The organism is Rhodanobacter sp. AS-Z3, assembly GCF_029224025.1.
Lineage (GTDB): Bacteria > Pseudomonadota > Gammaproteobacteria > Xanthomonadales > Rhodanobacteraceae > Rhodanobacter.
Genome location: NZ_CP119392.1, coordinates 2,774,567 through 2,789,026 on the forward strand (window position 1 = coordinate 2,774,567; position 14,460 = coordinate 2,789,026).

A 14,460-nucleotide genomic window follows, 5' to 3' on the forward strand; every position below is an offset into this window, starting at 1 on the left:
TGGATTGAAAAGGTTTCGTCCCCCTGGCGCTACTTTCAGCGCCGGCCTGATAGTAAGCGTCAAACGGGATCAAGAGTCCAATACTCACAAACAGTGTGGGCTTTCCATACCCACCATCACCAAAAAGCGCACTCTGTCACCGGTGCCCGCGATACACCCTTCCATCCATCAATGAGGATACGAGCCATGAAGAAGGCGATGTCTTGCGGCTTGCTGCTTCTGGCTCTTGGTTTTCCGCTGCTCGCACAAGCGACCAAGGCATCCAGCGACTATCTGTTCGTATGGGCGATGGAAGCGCAGCATCCCGATGCGTCCACCATGGCGCTGAAGCCCACCGACCTCGCCGGGCAGCGCAAGGCCCTGGGCCTGGGCAGGGATTTCCTCGCGGTGTTCGATGCCCGCCCCGGCCCGTCGTTCGGCAAACTGATCACGATGCTGCCCACCGGCGCGGCGGTGATGGCCCACCACACCAGTTATGCCGAGCCGCCCGATCATCTGCTGTATGCCAACGATTGGCTGGCGAACCGCACCTACGTCTTCGACCTTCACGATGCAATGCATCCGAAGCTCTTGCGGCAATTTGGCAGCATCGGCGCTCTCGGCTATCCGCACTCGTTTGCGTATCTTCCCAACGGCGACACGCTGGCCACGTTCCAGTACTCCGGCAAGTTCAACCAGGCGGCGGGTGGACTGGTGGAGTTCGACCCACAGGGTAAGGTCGTGCGAACCGTCTCGGCAGCCGTGGCGGGACATCCGAACATCCGCCCGTACAGCATGACGGTGATTCCGCAACTCGATCGCATCGTCACCAGCAGCGCCGACATGATGGCCGCGCAGGTCAGCCATGTGGTACAGGTCTGGCGGCTGTCCGATCTGAAGCTGATCAAGACCCTGCAACTGCCGCCGGCCATGGACTGGATTTACGACACCGCTGCGGATTCATCGGAGCCACGCGTACTGGCGGACGGCAAGACGGTGGTGGTTCCCACGTTCAACTGTGGCCTGTTCCTGCTGAAAAATCTGGCGAGCAACGAACCGACACTGCAACATGTCTACGACTTCGGCTACCGCACCTGCGAGGTGCCGGTGGTCGCCGGTGACTACCTGGTCGAAACCATGCAAAGCGGACACGCCATCGCAAGCCTGGACATGCACGATTCGCAACACCCGCGCGAAGTCAGCCGCATCCTTCTGCCAGCGAATGAATATCCGCATTGGCTGGCACTCGAACCGGGCGGGAATCGGCTGGTCATCACCGGCTACGGCGCACTCGCCACCAAGGTCCGCTTCGCCACGATTGATCGCAGCACCGGCCAACTGACCCTCGATCCGCAGACCCTCGACTTCACTCGCACGTGGCCCGACGGCTGGAAAGGAAGCGCGATGCCACACGGTGCTGTTTTCAGCAATCCTTGAGCCAGGACAGAACGCAGTCAGGTTGAGATGACCGCCATGCAGACAAGCGGACGGATGCCTGGAACACCGCGAAGAGCCGAAAGAACGGGTACGCTGGCCGCAGTCCCGGCAGGAAGGCAGCGATGAGCAAAGGTACCCACGACTACGCCAGCGATCCGCGCAACGAAGCGATCCGGATCAGCGTCAACGGCGAATTGTTTCCACGCAACGAAGCGCGCGTGTCGGTGTTCGACAGCGGCTTCGTGCTCGGCGATGGCGTATGGGAAGGCCTGCGCCTGCACGACGGTGGCCTGCCCTTCCTCGACCAGCATCTGGATCGTCTGTATGAAGGCGCGCGGGCGATCGACATGGAGATCGGCCTGACCCGCGAGCAGTTGACCCGGCGCATCGTCGACACCCTGCGCAGCAACGGCATGCGTTCTGACGTGCACATCCGCCTGATGGTCACCCGCGGCATCAAGGCCACGCCGCATCAGGACCCGCGCTTTGTAATCGGCGATGCCACCATCGTGATCATCCCCGAATACAAGCAGCCGCTACCGGCCACGGTCGAGCAAGGCATCCGCCTGTTCACCGTGCACGTGCGTCGCGGTGCACCCGATGTGCAGGACCCGAAACTCAACAGCCACTCCAAGCTCAACTGCATTCTCGCCTGCGTGCAGGCGCAGAAAGCCGGCTACGACGAAGCGCTGATGCTCGATCCGCACGGCTTCGTGGCCACTTGCAACTCCACCCACTTCTTTATCGTGCGGCGCGGCGAGGTTTGGACGTCCAGCGGTGACTACTGTCTGCGCGGCATCACCCGCGCCAACGTGATCCGGCTGTGTCGCGAGCACGACATTCCGGTGTTCGAGAAAAACTTCAGCCTTACCGACGTCTATGGCGCCGAAGAGGCGTTTGTCACCGGCACCTTCGCCGGGCTGGTGCCGGCCCGCGAAATCGATGGTCGCATCATGGGCGATGGCAAACGCGGTCCGATGGTCGCACGCCTGCAACAGCTCTACATGGCGCTGGTGGAAAAGGAGAGCCGCGCGGAACCACGCGTATGAACGCAGCGCGCGACGGCCTGCGCATCGCCATGTGGTCAGGGCCGCGCAACATCTCCACCGCGATGATGCGTGCGTGGGAAAATCGCGAGGACACCGTCGTCATCGACGAGCCGTTCTACGCGCACTACCTGATTTCCACTGGCGTGGCACATCCCGGTCGTGACCAGGTGATCGCAGCGCAGAACAACAACGCCAGCGAAGTCGCGGCAATGTTGACCGGCCCGATCCCGCAAGGCCGCGCGGTCTGGTATCAGAAGCACATGACCCAGCACATGCTCAGCCACATGCCGCTGGACTGGCTCGACCACGTCACCCACTGTTTCCTGATCCGCGAGCCGGCCGCAGTGGTCGCCTCGTTCACCATCCAGCGCCCCGAGGCGGCAGCGTGGGAACTCGGCTTCGAGCAGCAAGCACGGTTGTTCGATCACGTCTGCGATCGACTGGGCAGCACACCACCGGTGATCGACGCCAGCGACGTGCTGGAAAACCCCGCCGGCACGTTGCGTGCGTTGTGCGCGAGTCTGGGCGTTCCCTTCAGCCCGCGCATGCTGCAGTGGCCGCGCGGCCCGCGCGCCAGTGACGGCGTGTGGGCACCGCACTGGTACGCCGCGGTGGAAAATTCCACCGGTTTCGCCTCGCATCAGGCACGCCAGCCCAGATTGAGTGCGTTCCAGCGCGGGCTGGTGGAACAGTGCCAGGCGTATTACGACAGGCTTTCACCGCACCGTCTGGTCCCCGACTGATCTTTCCACGCACAGGTGCCGGGCTGGCTGCAAGCCGACGCGACGGCGCAAGAAATCGCGGTGCCGCGTACTCCTCTGCCTCGGGTGTTGACCGGAGGTCGATCTCGGGCCCGGTCCGTAGTAAAAGAACCTGAGCTCAAACCAACCCTGTTCCCGTCACCCAACTGCTTCACCACCCTTGAGACGAGCGCGTTGCCAGCATCACCGCTCGTGTCTGGTCCACAGTCTGCTGACACCCCGAGCGCGGGGCATTTGTCCCGATCCAGTGTCTTCGGCAACGGGCGTACACCCGCAGGTGCCACTGCCTGCACTCACCCTTCAAGCGAACTGCACGATGAATATCCATAGCCTGTCGAGCGGCGTCCATCCTCGTTCGCCTGCAGCGGCCACGTATGGCGAGCCCGTCATCCGTACCGGTGGCGGCAGCGCTCAAGCCGTCGACGGCAGCAGCTCCGGCCAGGTAGGCACCTTTGTATCGGCCATCCTCCAGGCACTGTCGCAGTCTGGCACCGCGCCCAACTCGGCTGGAATATCCGCCAGCACATCCGTTGGTGGCGCGTCGACAAGCACAGGCCCGCTGCAGGCACTGGACAGCTTTCTACAAACACTGATCCCGGCCCTGCAGACCCAACCTAGTCAGGCTCCGGCGCCGCCGGCGACCGCTGACGCGCCCACAAGCAGCTCCGGCAGTATCCCCGCCGTTGCGACAACAGCCACGGCAGCCACGTCAACCAGTGGCAGTGGCACGGCAGCAACAATCTCCGCACACCCTCATCATGGTCGACACGGCGGACGTGGCGGGCGTGGCCATGACGTTTCGCAGGTTGAATCGAACCTGCAAAGCCTGATCCAGCAGTTGTCATCCAGTTCGAACACCCCAGCGTTGACATCGGCATCGGGCACAACCGCAGGCAGCACCACGCTGGATTCGCTAGAGCAAAGTTTCCAGGCGCTGACCCGTTCAATGGGCAATGCGTCGGGCTCTGCATCCACCAGTCTGGGCAGCTTTTTGCAGGCGTTCTCGCAAAACCTCGAGCACATGGGCAGGACCGGCACCATCGTCAACACCCAAGCCTGACCAGCTGTAGCGAAGCAACAGGCTGTCCGTGTGTGCAGGGCCGCCTTGAGAAGCGGGCGGGGAGACCGAGATAGTCAGGCGGATTGAGGTACTGGTGGCGCTACCGGAAATAGTGCGGCACCCGTTGCTGACCCGGCCTGCAGGATCGTTCACGGAATTCAATGGCAGCTTGACTCGTTGGGGATGCGCCCGGCCGGCGCTTTCTTCGCCGCAATCACCCCAGAATCTTGCCAGTCCCACTTAGTACGGTATATTGACTATCAATATTACAAACTAATCATGCAACCATGCCGCCCGAACCCACTTGGTACGAAAACGTTGTCATGCCCGCATTGCTCCGCCACGCACGCACGACCTACGGTGTCGCGATGCGCCGCGCGCTGGAGTCTGCCGGTTTCAGCGACATACCGGCCAACGGCTTGTACGTGATCGGAGGACTGGCACTCGGCGCAAGCGACGTGCCGCTGAGCAAGCTGATTACGGATCTGCGCGTGTCAAAGCAGGCTGCCGGCCAGCTCGTCGACGCCTTGGTCACCGGCGGTTACCTGCAACGCAGCGTCGATCCATTGGACCGGCGTCGCTTGAATATCACGCTTACCAAGCGCGGTCGCGCCGCCGCTGTAACCCAGACCGCTGCGCGCAAACGCATCGACGCGGCACTCACGCGACGCGTCGGCAAAGAAGCCATGGAAATCACCCGAAGCACCCTCGCCGCACTGATCGAAATCGGACGCCCGGATAGTGCCGGCGCCTGAAGCAGGTCACGCGAGACAACCCACCAGCCAGGACACTCCTCGGGAGAGCAGCATGCTCAACAATCTGATACCCAAGATCTTCTACGAGCAGTTGCAGGACGGCCTGGATTTCTTCGTGGACAGCCTCGGCTTCCAACTGCTGCATCGGGACGAAACCCTCGCGGTGGTCGCTCGCGATGGCGCCAAGGCCTATGTTGTGCAGAGCCCGGAATACGCCGCGAAGGATCGGCCGGAGCTGGCCATCGAAACAGATGACATCCAGATGATCTACGCCGAAATGGCAGCGCGTGCACCGCACCTGCTGCATCCCAACGCAAAGAGCCTGGCGCTGAAGCCATGGGGTGCGTGGGAGTTCGCGATGCGTGACCGCACCTCGGTATGCGTCATCTTCCGCGAATGGCCGAGCCACGACCGAGCAACCAACGCGTGAACACCAGACCGAAACCCAGCGCCGTTGTATTTGCTAAACACGTTGCCAAACTGGCGCGCTTCTACCGCGACGTTGCCGGCATGGAAGAAATTCACGCCGACACCAGCCACGTCGTGCTGGACGGCGGCCACTTCCAACTCGTCGTTCACAACATCCCGCCGAAGATCGCGGCCTCCATCGAGATCACCGGACCACCACGTATTCGCGACTCCATACCCATCAAGATCTGCCTGCCGGTGCTCAACATCCACGACGCACGAATACTGGCGGCAACCTTGGGCGGCAAGGTCGGCGCAAAGAAGGATGAATGGCAGGCACGCGGCTTTACCGCGTGCGATGGATACGACCCCGAAGGCAACGTGTTTCAGGTACGCGAGAGTGCGCCGTAACGGGGTATGTCACGTCAACTTTCACGACTCAGCCAGGTGAACCTGATCCGTTTTGCGTTTGGACTGCGCTCCCTGGCACGACTCAGCGTCCTCCGCGCCGGTTCCGCAGACTTCCTGCCAAGATCTCGTCGTTGGCGTGCTGCGCCAGCGGCGCCATGATGGCGTAGCCGGCCTGCGTCGGATGCACGCCATCACGGGCGAACGGCTTGTCCATGCCACCTTGCGTGTTGACCCGTTGAAAGACGGGCCGCCAATGTTGCGCGACTTTCCGGTCAAACCGGGCGGCTCAGGCCAGGCCATGGCCGAGTAGCGCGCTGGTTTGAGCGGCTACTGCAAAGTGTCAGGGTCCGGTTGCCAGCCGGATTGGCCCCTTCCACCTTGTTTTCTCTATTGGCCGGCGAGCGGTCGCACCAGCCGGCACCAGCTCAGATGAAATCGGGTTTGGCACAAGAAGAAGACGAAGGTGGTCACCGCCGTCCCCCTTTTGCTCACTCCGACCCGGTTACCTGGCGGGCGACTCGGCCGTGGCCGCGCTGGCAGCCGCCGCAGGTTGCGTAGCGCCGGAAGCGTACTGCCCCACCTGCAGGGCAAACTGCGCTTTCTGTCCCGACGGCAACGCCGCGGGATCGACATAGACCTGGATCAGGTAAGTCGTCGTATCCGCCACCGACTCGGACCAGGTCTTTGCCCCGGTCGTGGCCGTGTCGACCAACTTTTTGGCATGGGTCTGATCATCTACCTTGAACTGCACCTGCGGATTGCTGGAGACCAGGTTGACGGTAACCGCCATGCCGGCGGCGATGGCCACGCTGAAGTTGTGCGAGGCAGCGTTGGACGCCAGTGTCCAATTTTGAACCGCCCATGGCTGATTCGCTTCAAACGTCACGGCAGTCGTCGGCGCCTGCAAGTCGGCGGCGCCGTATTGCCCTACCTGCAACGCGTATTTCGCGGTTTCGCCAGAGGCTATCGCGGCAGGGTCGATGTAGACCTGGATCGCATAGGTGGTGTCCGCAACGTTGGTTGTTGACCACGTGGTTTCGCCGGTCTTGCGGCTATCCAGCATCACCTTGCCCTGACTCTGATCCGTCACCTTGAATTGCACGTTGGGGTTGCGGCTCAGAAGATTGAGCTGCAAGGTCTTGCCCGCCGCAATCGCTACCGTGTAATTGAGCGAGTCGCTGGAACGGTCAAGGTTGCCGACTTCCTGCGCCCACACACTGTTCGCCGCGAACGTCACATTGACCGGCGCATCGGCCAGAACGGGCAGTGAAACGCAGGCAGCAGCCAGACCGAGGCTTAGGCTCAGGGCGCTGCGTAGAAAGTCGAAACGTGACATGGGTGGAATCCTCGCATGGTTGGGAGTTCGCTGGTGAATGAGTCGATGCTGCCACGTCGGGCATCGTCGTCGCCTCGATGCCGGGCTCTTTATGGACAGTGACGCAGCGCCCGGAGTCAGTACCGTATGCAGACCATACGCCTGCATCGCGTCGCTCGCCATCTACCCAACAGAGCCAGATCGGCTCGACCTGCCAAGCCAAAGTAACCCGACCCCTTGCTCCTCCTGTTTGCACTCCGCCACGGGTTTCGGATGTAAACATCAACGGAACATGAGCCATGCAATCAGGCGATACTCCGCGCCAAGGCAGGCAAGCAATCCGAGCACTAAAAAGAGCAGCCTCAAAACGTCGTGGAAAGCGTCCGCCGCCCGATCCGTTGGCAGTAGACGCCCTGCCGTGTATTTGTTCAAGAATCGGTCTTGTTCAACGATGCCGATGCTTCGAACACAACTGAAAAAGGCCTGCGCGAAGCTAGACCCAACGACCGGCGAACACAATCGGCAACGTGAGCAACCCGGCGAGCCGTCGTTTTGGGCGGAAGAAACAAGCAGTGCGACGTGCACTCTGCGGCTTGCCTGCCCCATTGAATGAACCTGCCCGCGCCTCTCAACCGACCCAGTCAAAAGACTTCAAGCAAAGATTGGCCGGTCTGTGGCTACCCGCTGTCTCATCTCGGCCATCATTTGCGATTCGGCAAGGTCTACCGCCCACGACGGGCGAAGCTCAAAGTGCGGCTGGTCAACGATGGTCTTCCAGTTGCCACCCCACTCGAGGCCGATATTCTGCCCCAGCAGCCCAACGGCCTTGTACATGGGAGACTCGCCGAGATAGCTATTCCCCTCAAACAGGCCGACGTCGAAGGCGATGCCAAAGTTATGCGCGCTGTATCCGGCCCTCGCCTTGGTCACTACGTTACCGGGAGCAGTACGACCCTGAGCATAGAGTGCATCTTGTTCTGCATACGTGCGCAGGCCACTGATGATCCTGAGCTTGATGCCGCCAGCAAGCGCGTTCTGCACGAGCGCACGAGCATAGGGCCTCACCTCGGGCAACAGTGTGGCAATCACCTTTTCACTTCGCGCGTCCACCACATCGATGACGTTGGCGAGGTAAGCAGGTGACACCTTGGCATCAACAAGTTTCGAATAGATGGCTGACCATGTCTGCGGCCCCGCCTTGCCATCCACCGCAACCCCTACCTTCTTCTGCACCGCTGAAATCATGTCTTCCAGCTTCATGGGCAACGCCTCCGGTCAATGGAAAAGGGAACCAGATGGGGTGGCTGGATCAAGGTGAAGCGAAGCGGCGAAGCGGCGAAAGCCAGATCGCCGGGTTTGCGGATTCTTCGCGCTCCGACCGGCCACAGAATTCTGCAGATCCCAAGGTTTGCGCAAGTCGATTCGAGCTGGAAGTCTGCCAAGACACTAGGCATGGCATCCGGCCCCTCCCGCGAAGGGATCGGAATGGTCGGCAAACTACAACTGCATGTAGCTGTAACCAAGATGCCCGTAAACGACAAAGTCGCTCAGTGCCGAAAGCGAAACGGTGATATCCGGGCCCACATCGGTGTCGACCAGCCCGCCTTCCGCCAATGCCTGGCCGCAAACGAACAGCTCGACGCCAGCTTGTTTGAGTTCGTGCAGGATCTTCAAGTTCGGATTGTCGACCTTGAAAAATTTCCGGTAAGTGGCGTTGCTGGCCGTAGCAAACGTGGCCTGCCCTTCGATCACCGCCACGATGTGCACGTGGTTCGAAGGTACCTTCGCATACCCGAGCAGGTTGACGGTGCGCGCCAATCGCTGCAGCGAACCCAACACGGCAGTGTGGTCATCGCTGCCATGAACCACGTCGACAATGACCTTGTATTCGGCATTCGGATCGGGCTGTACGGCAGCGTCCGGCCGTGGATGCACCTCACCAAAATCCTTGATGACCGGATTGATCCAGACCGTTCCCGGCAGCGGCCGCATCTCCGCACGTGGTTCGGCCTTGGGCGTCGTCGCGCACGACGCCAGCGACATCGCGAGTATGGGCAATAGCGAGCAAGCGAGCACGCGAACGCGTGCATTCCACAGTGTCATGTCCGTCTCCCCTGGCAACCGCTGACTGCGGTGGCTATGAAAGATACTCGTTCAGGAGCACCGCGGTAGTGCCACCGTCACGCGCGCGACCGGGAGCGCCCTGATTAAGTATCCCTGCATGACGCAGAAAAAGTTGGCTCACACATCTTCCTGCGCTAGTAGTGTGTCCATCTGTGCTCGCGTTGGCACCCGATCCACTTCCATGACTCCGCTCGAATCGCCGTCAGCTACGCGAACTCGAACGGTCGCAGGTGTACCGGTCCACGCTTTGGCAGTCGGGGCTGGAACCGCCGCCGGCTTCGCGGTGTGACGTACCGCCGGTGAGCCTGCAACAGCAGCAAACCCACTGCTTCAACGGGCACTTGCGCACGGCCTCGCCTTGCGAAACACTGAACCACATGGTTCAGCATTATTCAAACACGTTCAATGCCACGTTTGCCGCGCTGTCGGACGTCACCCGGCGCGGCGTACTCGAGCAGCTCGCCCGCGCGGACGCCTCCATCACCGAGCTGGCCGGCACGTTCCGGATGTCGCTCACCGGCATGAAGAAGCATGTCGCGGTGCTGGAACAGGCGGGTCTGGTCACAAGCCAGAAGGTCGGTCGCGTGCGGACCTGCACGCTCGGTGCGCACCGTCTGGAGCAGGAAGCGGCGTGGATCGCGCGCCATCAACAGCTGTGGAACGGGCGCTTCGACGCGCTCGACGGTGTTTTGAATGAACTCAAACAACAGGAGAAGGCCGGTGGACGCAAGCAAAGAAAGTGATGGCAGCAACAACGTCACGGACGTGACGCGGGTCTCCGACCGCGAGCTGGTCGTGACGCGACGGTTCAACGCACCGGCGCGCCTGGTGTTCGAGGCGTGGACCAAACCGGAACTGTTCCGCAAGTGGTGGGCGCCGGCGTCGATCGGCATGACCTTTCTGGCCTGCGAGATGGATGCCCGCACCGGCGGCAAGTACCGCATGGAGTTCAGTCACCCCTGCTCGGAGCAGCCAGCCGTATTTTATGGCCGCTACCTGGAGGTGACGCCCTACTCCAAGGTGGTCTGGACCAACGAGGAAGGCGACGGCGAAGGTGCGGTCACCACCGTGACCTTCGAGGAACAGGACGGGCAAACCCGCGTCGTCATGCACGACCTGCATCCGTCCAAGGAAGCACTGGACGAGGCCATCGACTCCGGCAGCACCAGCGGCACCGAAGAGCAGTTCGCGCAATTGAACGATGTGCTCGCCTCGTCGGCCGTCGCGACACACTAGGGGAGCTTCGCTCGCGCCGATTACGGACCGCGTCGGGGGCAAAGGGAACGGAGGCAATGATGGCGAATTGTTTGCCTGCCTTCCCTTCATACGCGTGCAAGAGATCCTGACGCTGTGACCTTGCCGTCTTGCCCTAGCGATTCGCCCGCCATCGGCTTGTTTTTGACGACGTGGCATCGGGCGCTCTGGTCAGGCCAATCGAAGGTGCGAACGTGCCGCTCGGTGCTGCCTATTGGCTCGTGCTTCCTCTGCATTGGCGCGTACGTGCGCCAACCCAGACCCTGATTCGGTGGCTTAAAGAGCAGGCACAACGAGACGACGGCGCATTCTGAGTACCAGCGAAGCTAGTGGCAAAGGTGTCCGGCACACTTGCTGTCACCTTTGCCGTCCCCGACGCCTTCCATCGCATCGGCAGACAGGTGGCGTCACTTCTCCGATACACCGACCCACAGGTACACGGAAGTTGGCTTCCCCGCGAAGGTTGCGGGAGCAAACTTCCAGGCGCGGATGATCGGCAGGATGTAACGCTTCTGGCATCGATTGCCTGCAACCGGCGCGTGGTGCGACTGCACTTCCCGCACGACGCCTTTCGCGTCGATGAAAGCCTCGAATTCACCCATGGCCTCGCTGCCGTTGCAGGGAACATGGTCTGGCGTCGAAAGGCTGGCTGGCACCGGCGGCACGAAGGAGCGCAGGCCCGTCTTCGGTGGCCCCAGGAATTCCGGGGTCCCGACCACGTGATACTTCCATTCAAGCTGCCCCATGCGATGAGCGCCTGCAGCCATGGCTGGAGTCGCGATGGCGGTTGCAAGCAAGGCGAGCAAGCCGATGGCACGTCTGGATGGCATAGTCATGGAACCGCTGGATGATGGAGTGAAGGGCCGCCATGGCCGCCCGCCTGAAGGCTGTTTTTTGCGCAACGCCAACCACGCGAGCGCAGCACCTTCCGTGTTGCACGCAACGAACCACCTGCGCATGACGTTGACCTGCAGGGAGGACGGGAATGGGATCAGGTCAAGTTAGTGTGGCCTAGTCAAATGCACCAGCCCGCTTGGCCGGGTGCTGCGTTGCAGTTGCTGCCGAAGCCATCCTGACGAAACGTACTCCAGCTTGATGGACAATCCATCCCTGCCGTCATCCATGGATGGCACCGACTCCCCGCTTCAGGTAGTTTGCAGGTTCTCTCTGGGGGTGAGGATTTCCATGAAAAAGTTGACTGGCATGCTGTTGCTGGTGTTTCTCGCTGTGGGTGTGGTGTGGGCCCAGACCGTACCTGACCCGGCGGCGGCGCAGCATCAGGTCAGCACGGCGCCGGCTGCTCATTTCGACGTGAATGCCGCCACCGAGGCCTATATGGCTGAGTTGTCGCCGGCACAGCGGGCCAGTTCCGACGCTTATTTCGAGGGTGGCTACTGGCTGATTCTGTGGGATCTGCTGGTGGGGCTCGCTGTGGCCTGGTTGCTGCTGGGCACCCGACTCTCCGCTCGCATGCGCAACCTGGCCGAACGGATCACCCGCTTGCGCTGGTTGCAAACGGCGATCTATGCGCTGCAGTACATCGTGCTGACTTCGCTGCTGATGCTGCCGTGGAGCCTCTACGAAGGCTACTTCCGCGAACACCAGTACGGTTTGTCCAATCTGACCTTGGGCGGCTGGTTCGGCGAGCAGATCAAGGGGCTGATCGTCGGTCTGATCCTCGGCACTGTGGCGCTGGTGATCATCTATGCAGTGATCCGCCGCGCCACGCGAAGCTGGTGGCTGTGGGGCGCTGGTGTGGTGATCGTGTTCTCGATCTTCGTTTCGACCATCGCGCCGGTTTATTTGATGCCGGTGTTCAATACCTATAAATCGTTGCCGGACAGCCCGCTCAAGGTGCAGATCCTGTCGATGGCGCGAGCCAACGAGATTCCTGCCACCGATGTGTACTGGTTCGATGCGTCGCGCCAAAGCAAGCGCATCAGCGCCAATGTCAGTGGCCTGTTCGGCACCACCCGCATCAGTCTCAACGATAACCTGCTCAAGCGGAGCTCACCCGAAGAGATCAAGGCGGTGCTGGGTCACGAGATGGGCCATTACGTGCTCAACCATGGCTACAAGGACATTGCGTTCTCCGGCATCATCATCGTGTTCGGCTTCGCCTTTGTGCAGTGGGGGTTTGGCTGGGCCGAACGACGCTGGGGCGAACGCTGGGGGTTGCGCGGCGTCGGTGATGTCGCCGGGTTGCCACTGATCGCGCTGCTGTTCTCGATCTTCATGTTCTTCCTGACGCCGGTGAACAACACGATCACCCGCACCATGGAAGCCGAGGCTGATGCGTTCGGCCTGAACGCCGCGCGCCAGCCGGACGGTTTCGCCCAGGCTGCGGTGCAGCTATCCGAATATCGCAAGATGCATCCCGGCCCGGTCGAGGAATATCTGTTCTTTGACCATCCCAGCGGCTGGCAGCGCATTCATCGGGCGATGGTATGGAAGGGCGAAAACCTGAATGATCCAACCGTTCGAAGCGGTGATGCGATTGCACCACCCGGCGCGCGCTGAATCGGAAACGAAGGGGTCAGGTTCATTGATCAAGCCAGAGTAGATGAACCTGAGCCCCATTCCTTCCTTTTGCTTTCTGCCTCAACCCTGCACCTGCATGAAGCTCATTCCGGTAATGTTTGTCAGCTCGATCCGTCGTTCCAGCTCTTGTCGTGCAGCATCGTTGACGTAGATGTCACCGGGCATGGAAGGGGCGATGAATACCGCGGCCTCTGCCGGAATCGCCGAATCGATGAACGATGGTTTGTTGATCGCCGCTGAGTCGCGCCTTTCCGAACGCTCCGCGTCGACGCAATCGATTAGGTGGGTCGGGTTGAAGTAGTACTCGACATGGCCATCGACATCGACTTCGAGCAGTTGACCAAACTGCGACAGGAGATCACCGAGCGCATCACGCGCTTTGGAACTCATGATCAGGCCTTCGGCCGTGAACGGGCTGATGTCGGCCCGTGGCTTGTGGCTCTTTTGGTGACGCTCCTTGAAGACCTCAAGCTTCGGCGGCACAGTCCAGCGTAACGGCCGGCCGTGGCCTTCGAACTGTTCCCAGAAATCGTCGTCTGAATCATCGGCGACCACCAGCATGGCCACCTTATTGATCAGGTCATTCTTTATTTGCCAAACGTTCATGGGTTGAGCACCACTCGTCAATAGCAAACGAAGGCAAACAAAGGGGTCAAAACAAAGGGGTCAGGTTCATTTACCAAGCCAAATTAAATGAACCTGACCCCATTTCTCCCAGAACCTGACCCCGCTCTCTTTTCATTCTCGTCATTTCTCCACCTCCAGAGTAGCGTCAAACACACCTTGAAAATGGTTTCTGTCGAATACTTCCTTCGCTCTTAGTTCACATATCCCAATGTGAGGTGGAGGAATACACGTCAACTCTAGCTTCCCAGAAGCATCAAAATCAGCAGGGCCTGCGCCCGTTTGGATAAGCAATTGCTCATTATCCATAAACCTTACTTCATACGCTCTGCCGCGCCACTTGCATTTCCCCGGCAAAAAGCGATCATCAATGATAGTAGCAATATATTGAGATCCAAATTTATCCACTTTTTCATCTGTTACCACCTGCTTGACTATGGCAGCTCCTGATATCGGATGGGTAGGCGCACAGCCGATATCGCCTACTGTCCAGATCGACTCCACTTCAACGTTGTTAATGCCCGCCCCATCTTGCACTGATATTTTCAGCTGCGATGTCTTTCGCGGATGCGGGTTTGTTGTAGGACTGGGTGCGGCGGGCGCGGGAGGATTGGCGCAGCCATACAACACGACCAAAGCACAAGCCAGCAATAGCATGAACCAACGCGAACTAATCGCAGGCGCAGATCCAGTCTCGTGATCAGAACCAATTGTCTTTGTCAAAAATTGGGGCAGGTTCATT

At 60.5% G+C, this 14,460-nt stretch carries 17 protein-coding genes; 10 read left to right on the forward strand and 7 right to left on the reverse strand.

Translation table 11 applies throughout. The features are described 5' to 3' along the window. The first annotated feature begins 186 nt into the window (after positions 1–186). From PY254_RS12330 to PY254_RS12360, 7 genes are all read left to right on the forward strand, one after another. Positions 187–1,416 carry a YncE family protein gene (locus PY254_RS12330; protein ID WP_281012338.1) on the forward strand — a complete coding sequence of 410 codons (1,230 nt, stop codon included), beginning with the start codon at positions 187–189 and terminating at the stop codon, positions 1,414–1,416. Between the two features lie 122 nt (positions 1,417–1,538). Then, a complete protein-coding gene (locus PY254_RS12335) occupies positions 1,539–2,465 on the forward strand; it encodes an aminotransferase class IV (protein WP_281012339.1) in 927 nt (308 codons plus the stop codon). Next, a complete protein-coding gene (locus PY254_RS12340) occupies positions 2,462–3,208 on the forward strand; it encodes a sulfotransferase-like domain-containing protein (protein WP_281012340.1) in 747 nt (248 codons plus the stop codon). The genes PY254_RS12335 and PY254_RS12340 overlap by 4 nt, the downstream gene beginning before the upstream one ends. 334 nt (positions 3,209–3,542) lie before the next feature. Next, positions 3,543–4,286: a hypothetical protein gene (locus tag PY254_RS12345; protein ID WP_281012341.1), complete on the forward strand. Its 744-nt coding sequence runs from the start codon at positions 3,543–3,545 to the stop codon at positions 4,284–4,286. Positions 4,287–4,609: 323 nt separating this feature from the next. Continuing rightward, positions 4,610–5,041: a MarR family winged helix-turn-helix transcriptional regulator gene (locus PY254_RS12350; protein WP_281012342.1), complete on the forward strand. Its 432-nt coding sequence runs from the start codon at positions 4,610–4,612 to the stop codon at positions 5,039–5,041. 52 nt (positions 5,042–5,093) lie between these two features. Then, positions 5,094–5,471 carry a VOC family protein gene (locus PY254_RS12355; RefSeq protein ID WP_281012343.1) on the forward strand — a complete coding sequence of 126 codons (378 nt, stop codon included), beginning with the start codon at positions 5,094–5,096 and terminating at the stop codon, positions 5,469–5,471. Continuing rightward, positions 5,438–5,860, forward strand: a complete 423-nt coding sequence (locus PY254_RS12360) for a VOC family protein (RefSeq protein WP_281012344.1) — start codon at positions 5,438–5,440, stop codon at positions 5,858–5,860. The genes PY254_RS12355 and PY254_RS12360 overlap by 34 nt, the downstream gene beginning before the upstream one ends. An 82-nt stretch (positions 5,861–5,942) precedes the next feature. Here the strand turns inward: PY254_RS12360 and PY254_RS12365 are convergent, their stop codons facing one another. From PY254_RS12365 to PY254_RS12380, 4 genes are all read right to left on the reverse strand, one after another. Then, complete coding sequence (locus PY254_RS12365; RefSeq protein ID WP_281012345.1) at positions 5,943–6,074, reverse strand: hypothetical protein; 132 nt, start codon at positions 6,072–6,074, stop codon at positions 5,943–5,945. 288 nt (positions 6,075–6,362) lie between these two features. After that, complete coding sequence (locus PY254_RS12370) at positions 6,363–7,196, reverse strand: hypothetical protein (RefSeq protein ID WP_281012346.1); 834 nt, start codon at positions 7,194–7,196, stop codon at positions 6,363–6,365. A gap of 630 nt (positions 7,197–7,826) precedes the next feature. Beyond that, positions 7,827–8,435, reverse strand: coding sequence for a M15 family metallopeptidase (locus PY254_RS12375; protein ID WP_281012347.1), 609 nt, complete (start codon positions 8,433–8,435; stop codon positions 7,827–7,829). 237 nt (positions 8,436–8,672) lie between these two features. Continuing rightward, on the reverse strand, positions 8,673–9,278 hold the full coding sequence (locus PY254_RS12380; protein ID WP_281012348.1) for a DsrE family protein: 606 nt from the start codon (positions 9,276–9,278) through the stop codon (positions 8,673–8,675). Positions 9,279–9,598: 320 nt separating this feature from the next. Between PY254_RS12380 and PY254_RS12385 the strand changes: the two genes are divergently transcribed. Next, positions 9,599–10,042 carry an ArsR/SmtB family transcription factor gene (locus tag PY254_RS12385; RefSeq protein ID WP_281012349.1) on the forward strand — a complete coding sequence of 148 codons (444 nt, stop codon included), beginning with the start codon at positions 9,599–9,601 and terminating at the stop codon, positions 10,040–10,042. Further along, positions 10,020–10,535, forward strand: a complete 516-nt coding sequence (locus tag PY254_RS12390) for an SRPBCC family protein (RefSeq protein ID WP_281012350.1) — start codon at positions 10,020–10,022, stop codon at positions 10,533–10,535. Before PY254_RS12385 ends, PY254_RS12390 begins: the two co-directional genes overlap by 23 nt. A 425-nt stretch (positions 10,536–10,960) precedes the next feature. Here PY254_RS12390 and PY254_RS12395 read toward each other — a convergent pair whose 3' ends face one another. Continuing rightward, positions 10,961–11,299 carry a hypothetical protein gene (locus tag PY254_RS12395; RefSeq protein WP_281012351.1) on the reverse strand — a complete coding sequence of 113 codons (339 nt, stop codon included), beginning with the start codon at positions 11,297–11,299 and terminating at the stop codon, positions 10,961–10,963. 439 nt (positions 11,300–11,738) lie between these two features. On the opposite strand from PY254_RS12395, the gene PY254_RS12400 reads away from it, so the two are divergent. Then, on the forward strand, positions 11,739–13,073 hold the full coding sequence (locus tag PY254_RS12400) for a M48 family metallopeptidase (protein ID WP_281012352.1): 1,335 nt from the start codon (positions 11,739–11,741) through the stop codon (positions 13,071–13,073). Between the two features lie 81 nt (positions 13,074–13,154). Here the strand turns inward: PY254_RS12400 and PY254_RS12405 are convergent, their stop codons facing one another. Together PY254_RS12405 and PY254_RS12410 are read right to left on the reverse strand one after the other, a co-directional pair. Beyond that, complete coding sequence (locus tag PY254_RS12405) at positions 13,155–13,655, reverse strand: hypothetical protein (RefSeq protein WP_281012353.1); 501 nt, start codon at positions 13,653–13,655, stop codon at positions 13,155–13,157. Positions 13,656–13,841: 186 nt separating this feature from the next. Beyond that, positions 13,842–14,459: a hypothetical protein gene (locus PY254_RS12410; protein WP_281012354.1), complete on the reverse strand. Its 618-nt coding sequence runs from the start codon at positions 14,457–14,459 to the stop codon at positions 13,842–13,844. Position 14,460: the final 1 nt, after the last annotated feature.